This is a genomic window from Shewanella sp. Pdp11 (assembly GCF_002838165.1).
GTDB lineage: Bacteria > Pseudomonadota > Gammaproteobacteria > Enterobacterales > Shewanellaceae > Shewanella > Shewanella hafniensis.
This window is the reverse complement of the sequence record NZ_CP015194.1, coordinates 2,284,528-2,303,581: the sequence shown is the minus strand read 5'-3', so window position 1 is coordinate 2,303,581 and position 19,054 is coordinate 2,284,528. Positions and strand designations below refer to the sequence as shown.

Genomic DNA, 19,054 nt, shown 5'->3' with positions numbered 1-19,054 from the left:
TTAGTCTGTCCTTGCTCAGAGTCGGGCAAAATCATTGAAAAGCGCAATGCTCATCAACATCAGCAGTATTGCTGCCCCAAATCTGAATCCTATTTCCTGCACCTTTTCAGGTACAGGTTTACCAGTTATTACTTCAATAAAGTAATACAGCAGGTGTCCCCCATCGAGCACAGGTAAAGGCAACAAGTTAATGATGCCTAAATTGACGCTGATGAGCGCGAGGAACCCGAGAAAATAGACCAGACCATAGTTTGCACTACTGCCCGCACCCTGTGCGATCGAGATGGGTCCACTCAGGTTTTTCACCGACACATCGCCGGTAAATAATTTGCCAATCATCTTAAAGCTCACAGCAACAAGTTGCCATGTTTTATCCGCTGCGATGCCGAAAGAATCGATTGGTCCATATTCAAGTTGTAAACGCATATTGTCTGGCCATGGCGCTTGGGTTGGGCTCACCCCCAGCATACCTATCTCTTGGCCATCGGCGTTTTTACTGCTTAACGGTGTCACTGCCACGTTAAACTGCTCGCCATTGCGACGCACAGTTAAGCTCACAGGCACATTGGCAGAATGTTGAATAATGTCAACAAAAGCCTGCCAATCGGAATAATTTTTACCATTTATCGCCACTAAGGTATCGCCGACTTTCAGCTCACTATTCGCAGCGGCGCTGTCAGGGCTAATTGCAGCTATTGTCGGGACAATTTCAGGGCGATAAATCCCTAAACCTAAAGTGGTAATCGGTGATTCTTTTTCAGGATCAAAATGCCAATTGCGGGTATCTAAAGTATAAGAGCGCACACTGGAATCTAAGCCCTGTAAACCGTTAACAGGTGTCAGCGATACACTCAGACTTTCATCGCCTATGTGGCCCGCTAAGGCTAAATTCACCTCTTCCCAGTTACGCACAGCCTGACCGGAAATGGCCGTAATTTGCATGGGCTCAGTAACTTGGATTTGCGCGGCGGCTGTCCCAGGCGTTGTCGATGTGATAACAGGTTTCAGTGAGGGCACACCAATCAAATACATGAAATACAAGGCAACAATAGCAAAAATGAAATTCGCAATCGGGCCAGCAGCCACAATCGCAATGCGTTGCCAAACGGTTTTACGATTGAATGCTTGATCTTTTAATTCATCGGGAACATCTTCAACGCGCTCATCGAGCATTTTGACATAACCACCGAGTGGGATCATGGCTAACACGTATTCAGTGCCATCTTTACCGACACGGCGCCAAATCGCCTTACCAAAACCTATGGAGAAACGTTCGACTTTGACACCACAACGGCGCGCGACATAGAAATGGCCGTATTCGTGGGCTGTGATTAACAGGCCCAGTGCAACGATAAAAGAACCTAAGTTCCATAAAAAATCTAACATCCCACTCCTTACGTCATTGATTTAATCATTCAGCCATTGCTAAGCGATGCTTGCTAAGGTCTCACGCGCATAGACGCGGGTTTGCGCATCTAAGGCTAAAATATCTTCTATGCTGCCCATAGGGCGCTTAGGCACAGTCACTAAACAAGCTTCGTTCACTTTTGCAATTTGCGTAAAGCCAATTTGCCCCTGTAAAAATGCTTCAACGGCAATCTCATTGGCAGCATTTAACACTGTTGTCGCCTCTTGCCCTTGGGCACACGCGTCCATTGCCAGAGCCAAACAGGGGAAACGTTCAAAATCAGGTTCATAAAAGCTTAACTGTCCGACTTTGAAAAAATCTAAAGGTTCAACGCCAGAATGAATTCTTTGCGGATAAGCCATGCAATGGGCAATCGGTGTGCGCATATCTGGGTTACCCATTTGGGCAATAACTGAGCCATCACGGTACTGCACCATAGAGTGGATCACGCTTTGCGGGTGGATAACCACCTTCAGTTGCTCAGCCTGAGTGTTAAACAACCAACGCGCCTCAATAAACTCTAAGCCCTTATTCATCATAGTGGCGGAGTCGACGGAGATTTTAGGCCCCATGGACCAATTAGGATGTTTACAGGCCTGAGCTGGCGTCATGGCGGCCAGTGTCGCAAGATCCGAGCGCAGGAAAGGCCCGCCAGAACCGGTTAACAGAATATGGGAAATACCCGATGCCGCTAAGTCACAACGGCCAAGGTTGGCTTGCACTTCTTGGGGGAGACATTGGAAGATGGCATTATGCTCACTATCCACAGGCAAGAGCACAGCACCAGAGCGCTTAGTCGCCTCAATAAACAGCTCACCTGACATGACTAAGGCTTCTTTGTTGGCCAGTAATACCCGCTTACCCGCCTTTACGGCTTCAAGCGTCGGTACTAGCCCTGCAGCCCCAACAATCGCCGCCATCACAGTATCCACTTCGGCAGCGGTCACTAAACCGAGTAAATCATTCATGCCTGTGGTGACTTGGATATTGAGCGTCGCAGGTAAAACGGCACGCAACTGTTTTGCTGCCGCTTCATCCACCATATGCGCCACTTTTGGTCTGTGAGCAACACAAAGTGCGAGCATCTTATCGACGCTGGCGTTAGCCACTAGTCCATACACGCGATAAGCGAGTGGATTCGCTGAGATCACACTTAAGGTACTGGCACCTATAGAGCCGGTAGCACCCAAAATCACCATATTTTGCATAGCGTTACATCCAGAATGCAATGTAGATCAGGGTAAACACCGGCAAGGCTGCTGTCAGGCTGTCGATGCGGTCTAGCACGCCGCCGTGACCTGGCAAAATGGTGCCAGAATCTTTGATACAGGCCGCACGCTTAAACATACTTTCAGATAAATCACCCAGTGCTGACACTAAGGCAACAAATAAGGTCACGGCCACAACTAAGCCCAGTTCTTGCTCAGGCGAATAATACATCACAATCGCAACCACTATCATGGTGGTAGCTAAACCACCGAGTAGGCCTTCAAGCGTTTTCGCTGGGCTCACCGCGGGCATTAGTTTGGTTTTACCTATCGCCTTACCAACAAAGTAAGCGCCAGAATCGGCAGCCCACACAATCAACATCACCAATAATACCAATACTGGGCCAAAATAAGGCGAAGCTTGTGAACCAATAGATTTGAGCGCGATAAGAGCGACAAAGCAAGGGATTAAGGTTAACTGTCCAAACATGGACTTAAACATAGGATTTTTTTGCCAAAACTTAGCGCTCTTAGGATAAGTCACCACTAATAATAGTGAGGCTAACCACCAAAGTGCGCCAATATAGAGAATGGCTAAATAGATAGGGTGTAATTGATGGCTTAACCAAACCGCATCGATGGGCACAATCAGATTCAGTGCCACCAATAAAATACCGACCGTGCAAGTGAAACTCCACTGAGTCACATCACACTGATTATCGATAATTCTTCCCCATTCCTTTGCTGCAATGAGAAAGACGCCGACCAAAGCCCAAGCGAAGTAGCTGGCAGGGAGCAAGAATATCGCCCCCAAAACTAATGGAACTAACCAAATTGCTGTTATTATTCGTTGTTTTAGCAAAAAAAATCCCTCATGAGGTTTTACAATGCACGCATCTCATCAATCTGACTTCCAGTCAAACCAAAGCGGCGCTGGCGACTTGCAAAAATGGCAATCGCTTCATGAAAAGCCTGTTCATCGAAATCAGGCCAAAGGGTGTCGGTAAACACCAATTCTGCATAGGCCGCCTGCCACAGCACAAAATTGCTGATGCGACAGTCCCCGCCCGTGCGGATCATTAAATCAACTTCACTCTGATTTTGCATGCACAAATGTGCACTTAAGGCTTCTTCGGTGAACTGACTGCTGGTCATTTCGCCAGTTTCGACCTTTTCCGCTAATTTTTGGGCTGCTTGAAGTATGTCCCAACGGCCACCATAGTTAGCGGCAACATTCAGAACCAAGCCAGTATTGCCTGATGTCTTCTCTTGCGCAGCTGCAATTTGCTTCTGTAAGCGCGCCGAAAAACGGCTGATATCACCAATAATCTTCAGCTTAACCTGATTCTTATGCAGCAATTTAATTTCGCGCTGTAATACGGTAAAAAACAATTCCATCAGCAAGCTGACTTCTTTATCGGGTCTACGCCAATTCTCGCTAGAAAATGCAAATAACGTTAGCGATTCAATACCCAATTGGCTTGCCGTGCTTACGGCTCTTCTAACGGCCTTAACACCGGCCTTATGCCCCAACACTCGTGGCTTACCTTGGGTTTGTGCCCAACGCCCATTGCCATCCATAATAATGGCGACATGCTTAGGTAGCGACTGTTTCACGAGTTCGGGTAATTGTCCCGGCAAGGTCGTTTGAGTGTATAAATCACTCTCACTCGTCCTAGGGTGCGGATCAAGTTCCACTGTGGATGACATCTAATACAGCCCTTTAAAATAGACAAACGCCGTGTAGTATACCCCTACACGGCGCATCAACTCTAGCTTATCGAACTTGAGATTAGACTTCCATCAACTCAATTTCTTTGGCTGCTAAAATCTCATCAACCTTTTTAATGTGAGCATCGGTGAACTTTTGTACTTCTTCTTCGCTACGACGAACATCATCTTCTGTACATTCTTTAGCTTTCTCAAGCTTTTTCACTTCAGAAATGGCATCACGACGTACGTTGCGGATAGCGATACGACCGTTTTCGGCTTCGTTACGCACCACTTTGATGAAGTCTTTACGACGCTCTTCCGTCAGCGCAGGTAATGGAATACGCAAGGTCGCGCCAGCAGACATAGGGTTCAGACCTAAATCTGAGCTCATAATGGCCTTTTCAACGGCTTGGATAGCACTACGATCGAATACAGTCACAGACAGAGTGCGTGAATCTTCAACACCGACGTTTGCCACTTGGTTCAGTGGTGTCATAGTACCGTAGTAAGAAACCTGAATTGAATCAAGCAGGCTTGGGTGAGCACGACCTGTACGTACTTTCGCCATTTGGTTTTTAGTCGCTTCTACACATTTACCCATGCGTTCTTGCGCATCTTTCTTAATGTTCTCAATCACGTTAAATGTCCTTCTTGGTCATTAAATAACTTTTTTTGCTCTGATCAGCGTGCCTTCCTCTTCACCCATGATAACGCGGCGAAGAGCGCCAGGCTTGTTCATGTTGAAGACTAAAATAGGCATGTCGTGATCACGCGCCAGAGTAAAGGCTGCTAAGTCCATTACTTTTAATTCTTTTTCCAGAATTTCCGCATAAGTGACTTCATCATACTTAACGGCGTCTGGGTTTTTCATTGGGTCTTCGGAGTATACACCGTCGACTTTCGTCCCTTTCAACACGACTTCAGCTTCGATTTCAATGCCGCGTAAACAGGCCGCAGAATCGGTCGTGCAGAATGGATTACCTGTACCGGCAGCAAAAATAACCACTCGGCCAGATTTTAGCAAGCTGATCGCTTCAGCCCAATTGTAATCGTCACACACACCCTTTAACGGGATAGCTGACATCAGACGGGCATTAACATAGGCACGGTGCAAGGCGTCGCGCATTGCCAAGCCGTTCATAACCGTTGCCAGCATACCCATGTGATCGCCCACCACACGGTTCATGCCAGCTTTTGCTAAGCCTTCACCGCGAAACAGATTGCCACCACCAATAACCACACCCACCTGAATACCCAGTTCAACCAGCTCTTTCACTTCCTGAGCCATGCGATCTAATACTTTAGGGTCGATGCCGAAGCCTTCGTCGCCCATCAGTGCTTCGCCACTTAATTTAAGAAGAATGCGTCTAAATGCGGGTTTTGGATTGGTGCTCATAATTTTTATCCTGGTTATAACAAGACCGCAGCGAATGCCACGGTCTTGGGGGTATTTAGCGTTGGCGATTAAGCCTTTTTAGAAGCAGCGATTTGAGCAGCAACTTCAGCTGCAAAATCTTCTTCTTTCTTCTCAATACCTTCACCAACTTCTAAACGAATGAAGTTAGTCACTGTAGCGCCTTTCTCTTTCAGAACTTCGCCAACAGTTTTCTTTGGTTCCATGATGTAAGCTTGGCCAGTCAGAGAAATCTCACCGGTGAACTTCTTCATACGACCCAGAACCATCTTCTCAGCGATCTCAGCAGATTTGCCTTCGTTCATAGAGATTTCGATTTGCAGTGCTTGCTCTCTTGCAACAAGATCAGCAGGCACATCTTCTGGATTAACGAATTCAGGCTTAGAAGCAGCAACGTGCATTGCTATGTGCTTTAAGGTTTCTTCGTCAGCTTCACCGGCTACAACAACACCAATGCGCTCACCGTGACGGTATGAAGACAGGTTTGCACCATCGATGTACTCAACACGACGAATGTTGATGTTCTCACCGATTTTAGTTACTAGAGCAACACGTGCATCTTCGAACTGTGCTTTTAAATCTTCAAGTGTCACTTTAGATGCTGCAGCAACATCTAACACTGCGTTTGCGAAGCCTAAGAAGTTAGAATCTTTAGCAACGAAGTCAGTTTGACAGTTAACTTCTAACAGAGCAGCGAAACCTTCGCCATTCTTGATTAAAATAGTACCGTCAGCAGCGATGTTACCCGCTTTTTTAGCCGCTTTAGCAGCGCCAGACTTACGCATGTTGTCAATCGCTAACTCCATGTCGCCGTTAGCTTCTGTCAGAGCGTTTTTACAATCCATCATGCCTGCGCCAGTACGGTCGCGCAGTTCTTTAACTTGGGCAGCAGTAATTGCCATTGTTAAATCCTCTATAAAAAATCGACTAATTTGCAGATATAAAACAGGGGCCGAATGGCCCCTGTTAACCAATCAAAAATCTTGGTTAATAAGGGTGATGAAACTCATCCCGCCTTATTATTATTCGGCTTCTACGAAACCGTCTTGCTCAGCTTGAACAGCCAAATCTTGACCACGGCCAGCTTTAGCAGCAGCAGCAACAGAAGTAGTGTACAGGCGGATAGCACGCATAGCGTCGTCGTTACCAGGAACGATGTAGTTAACACCATCTGGCGCAGAGTTAGTATCAACAACTGCAACAACAGGGATACCCAGGTTGTTAGCTTCTTTAATAGCGATATGCTCATGGTCAGCACCGATGACGAATAATACGTCTGGCAGGCCGCCCATGTTTTTAATACCACCTAAAGATTTTTCCAGCTTTTCAAGCTCACGAGTACGCATCAGCGCTTCTTTCTTGGTCAGCTTGTCGAAAGTACCATCTACTGATTGGCTTTCCAGTTCTTTCAGACGTTTGATTGACTGACGAACGGTTTTCCAGTTAGTCAGCATACCGCCTAACCAGCGGTGATCAACATAGTACTGGTCACAAGACAGAGCAGCTTCTTTGATCGCTTCGCCAGCAGCACGTTTAGTACCAACGAATAATACTTTACCTTTCTTTGAAGCTACGTTGCTGATGAAAGCCAGCGCTTCATTGAACATTGGCACAGTATGCTCAAGGTTGATGATGTGAACACCGTTGCGAGCACCGAAAATGAATGGCTTCATTTTTGGGTTCCAGTAACGGGTTTGGTGACCGAAGTGGACACCGGCCTGAAGCATATCGCGCATTGAAACTGTAGTCATTTCTATTACCTTAAAATTTAGGGGGTTAGACCTCCACGTATCCCATGTCTTCGACCCCGCAGTTAACAGCTGAGGGCACCCCGAAGAATGTGTCGACACGTGTGTGATTTAGTATTTAGACAAATAGCCATGTATAATGGCCGCCATCTTTAGTCTTGCAAGTATCTAAACAGAGCAAATGCTGGCTTAGGCAATTCATCAAGACTTAAACATAACGGCGCGCTTTATACCATAAATAGCCCTAAAGCACAAATTTTTGCATTAGGTTGCGTGGCCAACAGACATTAAAGACACAAGAGAAAACGCAATGAGTATAGTCATCAAGACAGCTGAAGAAATTGAAAAAATGCGTGCTGCGGGCAAACTCGCCGCACAGGTATTAGAAATGATCGCCCCGTATGTTAAGCCGGGCGTGACCACCAATGAACTCAATGATCTCTGCGCCAAATATACCGAAGAGCAAGGTGCGATTTCGGCGCCGCTTAACTACCATGGTTTTCCTAAGTCCATTTGTACTTCAGTAAACAATGTGATTTGCCACGGTATTCCGAACGATAACCCACCATTGAAAGAAGGCGATATTCTCAATATCGACATCACAGTGATTAAAGACGGCTATCACGGTGATACTTCGATGATGTTTTTAATTGGTGAAGTGAGCGCTAAGGACAAACGCCTGTGCCGCATCGCGCAAGAAAGCCTGTATTTAGCCATTCGCAAGGTGCGTCCAGGTTTAAAACTGGGTGAAATTGGCAATACTATCGAAAAATTCATCAAAGCAAGCAAAACAGGCCTTGAGAAATATTCCATCGTGCAAGATTATTGTGGCCACGGTATTGGCTCGGGTTTCCATGAAGAACCTCAGGTCATGCACTACCGTAACGGCGATAACACAGTATTACGCCCAGGCATGTGTTTCACCATTGAACCTATGATCAATGCCGGTCGCCACACGACCATACTCGATCGTGATGATAAGTGGACGGTGACCACCTCAGACGGAAAAAACTCTGCCCAGTGGGAACACACTCTTCTGGTAACAGAAAAAGGGGTTGAAGTACTGACTCTGCGTGAGGATGAAGATTTCCCGCGTATCATCAATCACGAGCGATAGGCCAAACTAACAAGCATAAAAACAAGGGACTCGATGAATATAGCTCTGCTCGCTAAACAATCATTAATCGAACAGAATCAGACTCTTTTAGCCCGTTTCAAGGCTAAAACCCCGATTGAAGAGCTCGTCACGCAGCGCTGTCAATTTGTCGATGTCCTTGTCAAGCAAGCTTGGGAACAACACGGACTAAGGGAATACGATATTGCCCTGATTGCCGTAGGCGGCTATGGCCGTGGGGAGCTGCATCCCCACTCAGATGTCGACTTGCTGTTCCTGTTTAATAATATTTTGTCACCCGCCGCCGAAGCAGCACTCAGTCAGTTTATTGCCTTTCTGTGGGATGCCAATCTCGAAATCGGCCACAGTGTCCGCACATTGAACGACACGATTATCCTCGGTCGTGAAGACATCACCATAGCCACTAACTTATTAGAAGCCCGACTGCTCGAAGGGCCTGAGTTTTTATTCGACCAACTTTACGATGCCATTCGTCAGAGTGACTTTTGGACCTCAAGCGATTTTTTTATCGCAAAACGGGATGAGCAAAATGCCCGCCATGCCAGAGCCAGTGCCTTCGATTTAGAACCCAATATCAAGAGTTGCCCCGGTGGCCTTAGGGATATTCAAACCATTGCTTGGGTAGCCATGCGACACTTCGGCGCCGCTCGCCTCGAAGAATTAGTCCAATACGACTTTTTAGAGCAAGGTGAATTAGAAGAATTGCTCGAATGTCAGCACTTTTTATGGAAGCTGCGCTTTGCCCTGCACATGGTGGTGGGGCGCGATGAAAATCGCTTACTCTTTGATGTACAACGCCAAGTTGCCGAACTTATGGGCTATGAAGACGCCACCCAGCTTGCTGTTGAGCAGATGATGAAACGCTACTATCGCACGGTACGCCGAGTGATGGAACTGAACGAAATGTTGCTGCAGCTATTTAAACGGGCAACATTGGGGCACACAAAAGCCTTAGAAATTCAATCGATAGATAAACACTACCAGCGCCGTGGCACCTTTATTGAAGCGCTCAGCGATGATCTGTTCGATAGCGGCGAAGAAATTGTCCGGCTGTTTTTGTTGGTCGCTAAAAACTCCAACATCAAAGGCATTTATGCACCAACACTGCGTTCACTGCGCCGAGCAAGACGCGCCCAACCGCAAGCCTTACAAGAAAATCCGCTTTGTCGCCAAGCTTTTATGGAAATTCTGCGCCACCCTCGCGGCATTGTTGCTTTGTCTTTAATGCATAAACACGGTGTGTTATCGGCCTATTTACCCGCATGGCGAAATATTGAAGGCCAGATGCAGTTTGACCTATTCCACGCCTACACGGTCGATGAACATACTCACAGATTGCTGCTCAATATCGAACGATTCTCCCAGCCCGAACAAAAAGAAGAATTTCCCTTAGGCTCGATTCTCATCAACCAACTGCCGAAAAAGGGCTTACTGGTACTCGGTGCAATCTTTCACGATATTGCCAAAGGTCGCGGCGGCGATCACAGTAAATTGGGCTCAAGCGACGCCCTCGCCTTTTGTAAGCTGCACGGGTTAAACGATCACGATGGCCGTTTAGTCGCTTGGCTGGTCGAGAATCATCTAGTGATGTCTGTCACCGCCCAGCGCCGCGATATTTCCGACCCCGATGTGGTGGCCGATTTTGCTAATAAAGTCCGCGATGCCGTGCATTTAAGTTATCTGTATTGCTTAACCGTGGCCGATATCTGCGCTACCAACGAAAAAACCTGGAACAACTGGAAAGGCTCACTGCTGCGTGACTTGTACTTTTCGACCCAAAGGGTACTCGCCCGCGGTAAAGAAAAACCCGTCGATATTCGTGCCAGAGTGCGTGAATACCAAGCTAAGGCGAAAAAAGAGCTGCTACGCCGTGGACTGAAAGAAAAAGATCTCGATACCCTGTGGCAACGTTTTAAGGCGGATTACTTTTTACGCCACCAGCCCAATCAAGTCGCGTGGCACGCCGAAGCGATTTTAAAGCACAAACAACAGGATGAGCCCTTAGTTTTAGTCTCAAAACACACCACCCGTGGTGGCACTGAGCTATTTGTCTATTGCCAAGACAGACCAAAGTTATTTGCAACTGTGATGGCGGTACTCGACAATAAAAATATCAACGTCCATGATGCCAACATCATGACCTCAAAAGATAATTATGCACTCGATACCTTTGTGATCTTAGAACAAGATGGCGAGCCAGTGAGCCAGCTTTCACGCATCCAAAGTATCCGTAAGGCACTCGAAAAAGCCCTGTCGAGCGACAGTCCAAAACTGCCACGCTTTAGAAAATTGTCGCGCAAGATGAAACCTTTTAATGTTCCTACACAAGTGAGTTTCCTCGAAAGCAGTCGTCATGGTACAAGTATGATGGAGCTTATCGCCTTAGATTCGCCAGGATTACTGGCAAAAGTCGGTGATATCTTTTACCGTTGCAACACGACGTTACTCGCGGCCAAGATCACCACCATTGGTGAGCGAGCCGAAGACTTTTTTATGCTGCAGACCAATGACGGCCTACAGCTTAACGAAACCCAAGAAAATACCCTCAGGGACGCTTTAATCAGTGCCTTGAGTGCGAAGAATATCGAATCAGTTAATTAACGAGACCAGTGGGAGAAGTAAATGGAGGCTTTACGCCAACGTATTGAGGCGGCTTTTGAAGCGCGCGCCGACATCACGCCGAGCACAGTTGACGCCAGCGTGCGTGACGATGTGCAACATGTCATCAATATGCTCGACAAAGGTGAAGTCCGTGTCGCCGAGAAAATCGACGGACAATGGCATGTACACCAGTGGCTGAAAAAGGCGGTATTACTGTCCTTCCGTATTTTCGATAACGTGGTGATTGATGGCGCCGAAACCAAATACTTCGACAAAGTGCCGTTAAAATTTGCCGAGTACGATGAAGCCCGCTTTAAAGCGGAAGCGATTCGTGTAGTGCCATCTGCCACAGTGCGTAAAGGCTCATTCATCGGTAAAAATACCGTCTTGATGCCATCTTATGTGAACTTAGGTGCCTATGTTGATGAAGGCACTATGGTTGACACTTGGGCGACCGTTGGCTCATGTGCCCAAATCGGTAAAAACGTGCATTTATCTGGTGGCGTAGGTATTGGTGGCGTACTTGAGCCATTGCAAGCGGGCCCAACCATCATCGAAGATAACTGCTTTATCGGTGCACGTTCTGAGATTGTTGAAGGCGTGGTAGTTGAAGAAGGCTCAGTGATTTCTATGGGCGTGTATATCGGCCAAAGCACTCGAATTTATGATCGCGAAACTGGCGAAGTGCATTACGGTCGTGTGCCAGCGGGTTCAGTCGTGGTTTCTGGCAACCTGCCGTCAGCCTGTGGCAAGTACAGCCTCTATGCCGCCATTATCGTTAAGAAAGTGGATGCAAAAACCCGCGGTAAAGTGGGTATCAACGAATTACTGCGTATTGTTGATTAAGAGTATTCGTTCGATAACATGAGTTACGTAAAAAAGATGCCCTCGGGCATCTTTTTTATTGTCGGTAAAATTTAGCCTACAGTTGCGCTGTTATTATCAGGATTAAAAATAAAGTGTTTCATAAAGCACTTAAATCAATCTCTCAACTTCGCGAAAAGCGTTTCTTGTCATGGCAATAGCCCGCCAGCCGATAATCCCCAATGGCTGCTGTGCTTTGTTTATCACCACAAGATATTCTGAATCCAAAAGATTCAACTGCAATAAGGCATCTTCCGATGTCGCCACCTCACTGATGGTAGGCACCGAATGCTGCATGATCTGATGGGCTTTTTTATGTAAAGATGCCCTATCCTGCTCACGCTCAGCCGCTGTGCCAAGTAATGGGCTAAACCAATGCTCCAGCAATTGATGAGTGATCACGCCAATTATCTTATGTTGCTCATCTAATACCACAGCCACCTTAGCGCGAGCAGCAGTAAGCAAACGCTTAACGTCGGCTAACTCATGGTCGAGGGAAATCGTGACGAGAGGTTCAAGGGGCGCGGCACCAATATGATCGCTAATACTCAGTTCACGATTAATCAAAATCGCTAAACAGGTCTCGACTATCTCAGGATCAAACAGAGTCCCTTTGCCCGCACGCAGCACTTCGGTCATTTTCTCCAGCCCTAAGGATGGACGATAGGGCCTGTGGGATAATATTGAATCGGCAACATCGGCTACCGCAATAATTTTTGCCTCATAGAGAATGGCTTTATCCTTTAAACCCTCAGGATAGCCTGAGCCATCGAGCCGCTCATGATGCTGTAAAATCATCTCTTTGATGGGCCATGGAAACTCCACATCCTCAATAATTTCAGCGCCATGGAGTGGATGGGTCTGTATTAATGCGTATTCTTCTTTTGAAAGCTTCGAAGGTTTGGTCAAGATCTGCGATGGAATGGCCAACTTGCCGATATCATGGACTAAGGCACCAATTTTAAGCCCTTCTAGGCGCTGGGGATCTAAGCCTAATTTCTCACCAATCAAATAACTTAATTGCGCCACCGATTTTTGATGCCCTGCGGTATAGGCATCTTTTAGTTCTAATGCCTCAGAAATAGCACTAATAAGCTGGGTTAACGACTGAGATAACTGCTCTTTTTGGGATTTAATGATTTTGGACTGGCGAGAAACAGCGCGCAATGTGCGTGGCAGTTCAATGCTGTGCCATAAAATGCTGGCAAAAGTCAGTAATGATCTCGCATCATTACGACTATAGGGCTCGTTACGGTCAACCACGCACACTATGCCGACCAAGCGGCTGCGAAACAAAATCGGCACCGCCAAGTAACGCCCCGCAAGTAAAAGTTTATCTAAGGGCAAATCCCCTAAGCGTCTTTGGGAGTCGGTTTGATTTTGGATGATCGGCTTATAATCTCGTACGCATTCGAGCCATACGCGGCTTTCAAGTTCTGACACTTGGGTATTATCTTTGATGAAATCGGCTTGGTTCGCCTCTGCGTTGGGATAGTCGGAACGTGCCGCGAGCGTGAGTGTTTTTGATTTTTCGTTATGCAACAGAATAAAGCCATAGCGACTACCAGTGAGCGACATCGCCTTAGCAACTGCGACTTTGAACACTTCTTCTTGGGAGGATTTAATCACATCTTCAATGTGTTGCAGCCAAGCATCGCTCGCTTGAATCGCTCGACGATAATCCGAATGCAACTCTTTCATCTGCGGATCTTCAAAATTAATGTCAGATAGAATCAAATACCATCCCATCTCAGGCAAAGAATGCAGCGCAAGATGCACACGTATACCCCGATGATCTTGGAGTTGAAAACCGAGCTCTTGCCCACGACGCCTTACAATATCGGCGCACAACTCGGCATTAAAGGCACTAAACAATTGGCTGATGGGTTGATTAATGATTTGCGCCGCCGAACGTTTACAACGCCGGTAAAAAGCTTGGCTCATCCGTAGCACGCGAAATTGCTCATCAAGCTGTGCCCAAGATAAATTCAAACTATCGGGTAAATCTTTCGTTCCAACGATAAGGCTTTGACTGGTTGGCATCCTGCACTCCGATCTTAGACTAGAGCATGGGCGACACGCTTATGCGCTATGTTCGCCCGAATGTTAACACTATAAAATCTCCAATAAACATAATGATAGCTGATTAAAATGGACCGAGCTGAATGCCATGATATCGCAATACTTACCATAACCTTAGCGCGACTGCCTGCGTATTAGAAAACGATCGTTTTATTGCCGTACACGACCACTTGCTCGTTGAGCACTAATTGCAGCGCTTTACTCAATACACTCTTTTCAACATCGCGCCCAGCACGTGCCATTTCTAAGGCACTATAACTGTGATCGACGGGAATCACGTCTTGCTTGATGATCGGCCCTTCATCGAGGCAATTATTCACAAAATGCGCCGTCGCACCGATAATTTTCACCCCGCGCTCCCAGGCTTGGCGATAGGGTGCTGCGCCGATAAAAGCAGGTAAAAAAGAATGATGGATGTTGATGATGCGATTAGGGTATTGCGCCACAAAATCAGGCGTTAATACCCGCATATACTTAGCCAAGACTAAATAATCGGGTTCGTATTGTGATACCGCAGCCAACAGTGCTTGCTCGTGTTGAATTCGGTCTAAGCCTTCGTGACTCACCAAATGAAAGGGGATGTTAAACTTTTCGGCCAGTTCGCGCAGCGCATCATGGTTGCCCACCACAGCGGCAATCTCGACACTTAAACCGCCGTAATAAGCTTTCATCAATAGATCGCCTAAACAGTGCGCTTCTTTTGTCACTAACACCACAATGCGTTTCTTGCCGGCGCTGACCAAGGTCATGTGATTCTTAGCAGGCAGCACGTCGCGCAGATCCTGCAATAACTGTTCGCTGTTAAAAATGCCCTCTAACTCAGTTCGCATAAAGAAACGCCCTTGGGCATTATCCACAAACTCACTGTTTTTAATGATGTTCAGTTTATGGGTAAAACAAACACTGGTGATTTTGGCGATGAGGCCTTGGGCATCGGCGCAATCCGTCAGTAAGATTTTACGTTCTATGGATGGCGAAGTATTACCGCGAGTTTCAGTCATTTGTTGCAAAGTTGGATCTCCTATATTGTCCCTACATCGAGTTTGCCATAGCAAATCGTGCTGAACAGCATAAAAATCCTATAATGCGAAAATAAAAATGACATTTCAGAGGCTTGAATCAATAAAATGTAAAAATTAAGCAGTTAATTTTGTAAAAACACAATCCTAGCGGCGAGTATCTAAGTAACGCTGCAATACCTTACGCAAGGTTTCGGCCTTAGTGCCATAAACCACCTGCACACCTTTGCCCATCACAATTACACCCTTAGCGCCCAACTGACTCAAACGCACCTTATTAACTAACTCTGGCTTATGTACGCTCAAGCGTAACCGAGTCAAACAGGCATTCAGCTCAACGATATTGTCACGCCCACCAAGCGCCGCAATAATCGCCCGTAAACTTTCTTTAGGTCCTTTACTGTCATTGTCGTTATGCTCAAGCCTGCCGGGTGTTTTCAAATTAAATGCTAAAATACTCAACCTAAACAACAGGTAATATATGATGGCGGTCAAAGGCCCTAGGAAAATAAACCAGCTGGCATTACGGGACAATGGAAATAACAGCGTAAAGTCCACCAGCCCTTGGGAGAACACTATGCTGTGGTGAATATCGAGCATGATACAGATAAAGTAAGCGAGCCCAGTGAGTAAGGCGTGAATGATAAATAGGATTGGCGCCACAAACATAAAGGCAAATTCAATAGGTTCTGTCACCCCAGTTAACCAACTGGCCGCCCCTGCCGAGAGCATAATGCCCGCCACGCGATTGCGCTCAGAGGGATCGGCGCAGCGCCACATTGCCAGCGCCGCCGCAGGTAATCCCCACATTTTAATCAGGTAACCACCGGCAAGGTTTCCCGCCTGCGGATCGCCCGCTAAATAACGCGCTACCTCGCCACGAACGACTTCGTGCCCTAATAACTGATATTGGCCCACTTCTAAATAAAAAGGTGCATTCCAAATATGGTGCAAGCCAAGGGGAATAAGTAACCGCTCTAATGCGCCATACACGCCAAAGGCAATAGCTGGTTTTTGATAAACCGCCCAGTCAGATACCCGCTCAATCAATAGCGCTAAGGGTGGCCACACATGGGCGAGCACATAACCTAAGCCCATCGCTAGGGGAATGATCAACAAAGATGCACTGCGGCGTCCCTCAAAAAAGGAGAAAATCGCAGGCAAGCGTATATATTGACTCCAGCGCACCGCAAGACAAGTAATGCTGCCGAGCATCATGCCGCCCGCAATCCCAGTATCTAAAGTATCCATTCCCAATAGAGGCTGGGTTGGGAGTCGATACAAATCAGCTAGCGCGGCTAACGTCGCCGTCATCACCCCATAACCAAACACCGCCGTAAAGGCGGCAATGCCTTGATCGCGGCAAAAGCCAATAGCGACCGCTACGGCAAATAACATCGGCATGATGGCAAAAATGAGTTTACCCACAGCCAACATCAACACTGTCAGCTCTTCGGGCATAAAAGGAATGGGACTAACGGTTAAGCCGAGCATGACCCCAGCTGCAGGCAAAATGGCAATAGGAATAAGCAGCGCTTGGCTTAAGCGCTGGGCAAATTTAAACCATTGCTGAGTAACGAAACTGCCTAAGCGACGAGCTCGGTCTTGACGACTTGATTCCAGCGTTCTAGCCATTTTATCGCTTCAACCTCAGGTTCCATGGTTTCACAGGCATCGATTTCTAATAATTCTACAAGTGGTTTAGCACCAAGCTCACTCAAAAGCGCATCTATAGACTTACCGGCGCCGCAAAAGGTTTCATAACTTGAATCACCCAGTGCGATTACACTGTAGTTAAGCGCAGGTAAATAGGGCGCAAGATTTTTAAGATTATGATACCAAGGCTGAATATCTTCGGGTAAATCCCCTTGGCCTGTCGTAGAAGTGACCACAACTAACAATTCATCCTGCGGAGGAATAAAGCTGGCGACGTCATTTGGTTGCCACAATGTGACATCATAACCTAAAACTTGCATTTCTTTCTCTAGGGTTTCGGCGGCAAATTGTGCACTGCCATAGACAGTGCCAAACACCAGATTCACCTTTTTCATGGTACACTCCACATCGCGTTGCAAACCTTATTAGGCTGACCATACTTTATTGTTCAGCGGATGAGCAAGCTAAGGCGCAAAATTTTTATAAATCAAGTCATTGAGCATGAGGAAATATCTGATGCGACAGTCCACCCGCCAAAAACACCTCAAGCAACACCACAAAACAACCCATATTCGACGTAAAAACTATTTCCACTCCGCCCAGCAAAATCTCACATCACCACTTGTGTCTACCTCTGGATTCTCAACCTTAGCCGTGATGATGCAAGAACTGCGTCCGCAAACTGCACAAACTCCGCAACGCCTCGACTAACAACCGCAAGACTCATTTTGATGAAACTGTGTTGATTCGACCGTTATGGGTTCGATAGTTTTGATTCAATTGCTTTAGTGCCAATAACCAAGCCAAGCGAATGACTTTTGATGCCACTCACTTGGCTGACTGCCAATTATGTCGAGATTGTCTCAGTTGAGATTGTCTCAGTTGAGATTGTCAGAGTTAAGCTCATGGGTTACGCATTGCCAGTTGGTATTTCATCCGTGGCGATTAACAACTCAGCCTGTTGACTCAAGGTCGCCTCGTCCCAACCTAGCTCGGCAAACACGGTTTCCCACTCAGGCTCGATCTCGGTTTCTATGCTGAGCCGAACTTGAGTGACAGGATGGGTAAAGCTGAGCTTTTTCGCGATAAGCCACAGGCGATTAATGCCAAAATGCTCGCGGAAAAACGCATTTTGCTTACCGTCACCATGGGTGGTATCACCAACTATGGGGTGACGTAAATGCGCCATGTGTCTTCTGAGCTGATGCTTGCGCCCCGTTTTAGGGCTCAAGCGTACCAGTGCAAATCGGCTAGTGGGATATCGGCCTGACTGATACGGAATTTCAGTATTGAGTAACGGCTCATACGCCGTCACAGCCTCTTGCGCCGCTTTGTTGGGATCGGCATTCTTATCGCCCAATTCATCCAACTCAACCTTAAGCGCATAGTCTAAAATACCGCTCTCGTGCATATTACCGCGCACTAAAGCCAAATATTGCTTTTCAATCGTATGGGAAGCAAATTGCTCACACAGTGCATTGGCGACTTCACTGCTCTTGGCAAACAAAAGCACGCCAGATGTCGGCCTGTCGAGACGATGTACAGGAAACACATGACAGCCCACTAAATCGCGGGTCAGCTGCATGGCAAAAAAACGCTCCCGACGCGCTAAATAACTGCGGTGGACCAATAAGCCAGCAGGTTTATGAATTGCCACTAAGTGCGCATCTTCATAAAGAATTTCAATCTCAGGCGCCTGCTCTTCTGAATCATCCTCTTGGGTTGCATTCAGTGTATTTTCAGGCGTTTCAAGCCAGATATCATCTTGATTCATTTAACAACATATCCAATTCATTCAATACGCCAATCAGAGCTTGGCGCGGGGGCATATCCTGCCAAACATGTTCAGCCATAGGGGCTATCGCTATTTGCGTCGGCAATGGCGCACCCGTTTCGATTAACGTCTGCATTCTAGGCAGCAAAATAAACTGCAACCACTGCTCAAGGGGCATAAGATCACAGGCAAAAGGCGCTGTGCTTGCCATTGCCTCGGCAGAAGGCACTTGCTCAGACCACAACTCGGCCGCTTGCAGCGCTTGGGCAATCTGAGCCAATTTAGCTTGGGTTTGGCTGTATAACATAGCTTTCAGATCCATTCTCATGTTAGCCGTTGTGATTAAGGAACTTGCCATAATCCGCAGGCCGAATAGGTCGATTAAAGTGCTGCAATCATACCATCCAGACGCACTTCCCCCTATAATGGCGC

The 19,054-nt window shown here is 47.0% G+C and carries 18 protein-coding genes; 4 read left to right on the top strand and 14 right to left on the bottom strand.

Going from position 1 to position 19,054, the window contains the following annotated elements; all coding sequences use genetic code 11:
- Positions 1-15: 15 nt before the first annotated feature.
- From rseP to rpsB, 8 genes are all read right to left on the bottom strand, one after another.
- A complete protein-coding gene (gene rseP, locus AYJ58_RS10205) occupies positions 16-1,386 on the bottom strand; it encodes a sigma E protease regulator RseP (protein WP_106650026.1) in 1,371 nt (456 codons plus the stop codon).
- 39 nt (positions 1,387-1,425) lie between these two features.
- Entirely contained in the window at positions 1,426-2,616 is a 1,191-nt protein-coding gene (gene ispC, locus AYJ58_RS10200; RefSeq protein WP_106650025.1) for a 1-deoxy-D-xylulose-5-phosphate reductoisomerase, read from the bottom strand.
- A gap of 4 nt (positions 2,617-2,620) precedes the next feature.
- Complete coding sequence (locus AYJ58_RS10195; protein WP_106650024.1) at positions 2,621-3,478, bottom strand: phosphatidate cytidylyltransferase; 858 nt, start codon at positions 3,476-3,478, stop codon at positions 2,621-2,623.
- 20 nt (positions 3,479-3,498) lie between these two features.
- Positions 3,499-4,326, bottom strand: coding sequence for a polyprenyl diphosphate synthase (gene uppS, locus AYJ58_RS10190; protein ID WP_106650023.1), 828 nt, complete (start codon positions 4,324-4,326; stop codon positions 3,499-3,501).
- 82 nt (positions 4,327-4,408) lie between these two features.
- The gene (gene frr / locus AYJ58_RS10185) at positions 4,409-4,966 is read right to left on the bottom strand and encodes a ribosome recycling factor (protein WP_106650022.1); all 558 of its coding nucleotides are present in this window, start codon (positions 4,964-4,966) and stop codon (positions 4,409-4,411) included.
- A gap of 21 nt (positions 4,967-4,987) precedes the next feature.
- A complete protein-coding gene (gene pyrH / locus AYJ58_RS10180; protein WP_106650021.1) occupies positions 4,988-5,725 on the bottom strand; it encodes a UMP kinase in 738 nt (245 codons plus the stop codon).
- 68 nt (positions 5,726-5,793) lie between these two features.
- Positions 5,794-6,645: a translation elongation factor Ts gene (tsf, locus tag AYJ58_RS10175; RefSeq protein ID WP_106650020.1), complete on the bottom strand. Its 852-nt coding sequence runs from the start codon at positions 6,643-6,645 to the stop codon at positions 5,794-5,796.
- Between the two features lie 120 nt (positions 6,646-6,765).
- Positions 6,766-7,494: a 30S ribosomal protein S2 gene (rpsB, locus tag AYJ58_RS10170; protein ID WP_037458301.1), complete on the bottom strand. Its 729-nt coding sequence runs from the start codon at positions 7,492-7,494 to the stop codon at positions 6,766-6,768.
- Between the two features lie 283 nt (positions 7,495-7,777).
- On the opposite strand from rpsB, the gene map reads away from it, so the two are divergent.
- The 3 genes from map to dapD are packed head-to-tail and all read left to right on the top strand — an operon-like array spanning position 7,778 to position 12,073.
- Positions 7,778-8,608: a type I methionyl aminopeptidase gene (map, locus tag AYJ58_RS10165; protein WP_281422414.1), complete on the top strand. Its 831-nt coding sequence runs from the start codon at positions 7,778-7,780 to the stop codon at positions 8,606-8,608.
- Positions 8,609-8,641: 33 nt separating this feature from the next.
- Positions 8,642-11,227 carry a bifunctional uridylyltransferase/uridylyl-removing protein GlnD gene (glnD, locus tag AYJ58_RS10160; RefSeq protein ID WP_106650018.1) on the top strand — a complete coding sequence of 862 codons (2,586 nt, stop codon included), beginning with the start codon at positions 8,642-8,644 and terminating at the stop codon, positions 11,225-11,227.
- Between the two features lie 21 nt (positions 11,228-11,248).
- A complete protein-coding gene (gene dapD / locus AYJ58_RS10155) occupies positions 11,249-12,073 on the top strand; it encodes a 2,3,4,5-tetrahydropyridine-2,6-dicarboxylate N-succinyltransferase (RefSeq protein WP_106650017.1) in 825 nt (274 codons plus the stop codon).
- A gap of 129 nt (positions 12,074-12,202) precedes the next feature.
- Here dapD and AYJ58_RS10150 read toward each other — a convergent pair whose 3' ends face one another.
- From AYJ58_RS10150 to AYJ58_RS10135, 4 genes are all read right to left on the bottom strand, one after another.
- On the bottom strand, positions 12,203-14,134 hold the full coding sequence (locus AYJ58_RS10150; RefSeq protein WP_106650016.1) for an HD domain-containing phosphohydrolase: 1,932 nt from the start codon (positions 14,132-14,134) through the stop codon (positions 12,203-12,205).
- Positions 14,135-14,307: 173 nt separating this feature from the next.
- Complete coding sequence (purU, locus tag AYJ58_RS10145; protein ID WP_012088721.1) at positions 14,308-15,174, bottom strand: formyltetrahydrofolate deformylase; 867 nt, start codon at positions 15,172-15,174, stop codon at positions 14,308-14,310.
- A 165-nt stretch (positions 15,175-15,339) separates the two neighbouring features.
- Complete coding sequence (locus tag AYJ58_RS10140) at positions 15,340-16,827, bottom strand: PTS transporter subunit EIIC (protein WP_106650015.1); 1,488 nt, start codon at positions 16,825-16,827, stop codon at positions 15,340-15,342.
- Positions 16,779-17,243 (bottom strand): flavodoxin, encoded by a 465-nt coding sequence (locus AYJ58_RS10135; RefSeq protein WP_006080972.1) that lies wholly within the window; start codon positions 17,241-17,243, stop codon positions 16,779-16,781. The genes AYJ58_RS10140 and AYJ58_RS10135 overlap by 49 nt, the downstream gene beginning before the upstream one ends.
- A gap of 121 nt (positions 17,244-17,364) precedes the next feature.
- Here AYJ58_RS10135 and AYJ58_RS10130 point away from each other — a divergent pair, with 121 nt between their 5' ends.
- Positions 17,365-17,559 carry a hypothetical protein gene (locus tag AYJ58_RS10130; RefSeq protein ID WP_106650014.1) on the top strand — a complete coding sequence of 65 codons (195 nt, stop codon included), beginning with the start codon at positions 17,365-17,367 and terminating at the stop codon, positions 17,557-17,559.
- A 199-nt stretch (positions 17,560-17,758) separates the two neighbouring features.
- Here the strand turns inward: AYJ58_RS10130 and truC are convergent, their stop codons facing one another.
- Positions 17,759-18,622: a tRNA pseudouridine(65) synthase TruC gene (gene truC / locus AYJ58_RS10125; protein ID WP_106650013.1), complete on the bottom strand. Its 864-nt coding sequence runs from the start codon at positions 18,620-18,622 to the stop codon at positions 17,759-17,761.
- Positions 18,609-18,929: a YqcC family protein gene (locus tag AYJ58_RS10120; RefSeq protein WP_106651796.1), complete on the bottom strand. Its 321-nt coding sequence runs from the start codon at positions 18,927-18,929 to the stop codon at positions 18,609-18,611. The genes truC and AYJ58_RS10120 overlap by 14 nt, the downstream gene beginning before the upstream one ends.
- Between the last annotated feature and the right edge of the window lie 125 nt (positions 18,930-19,054).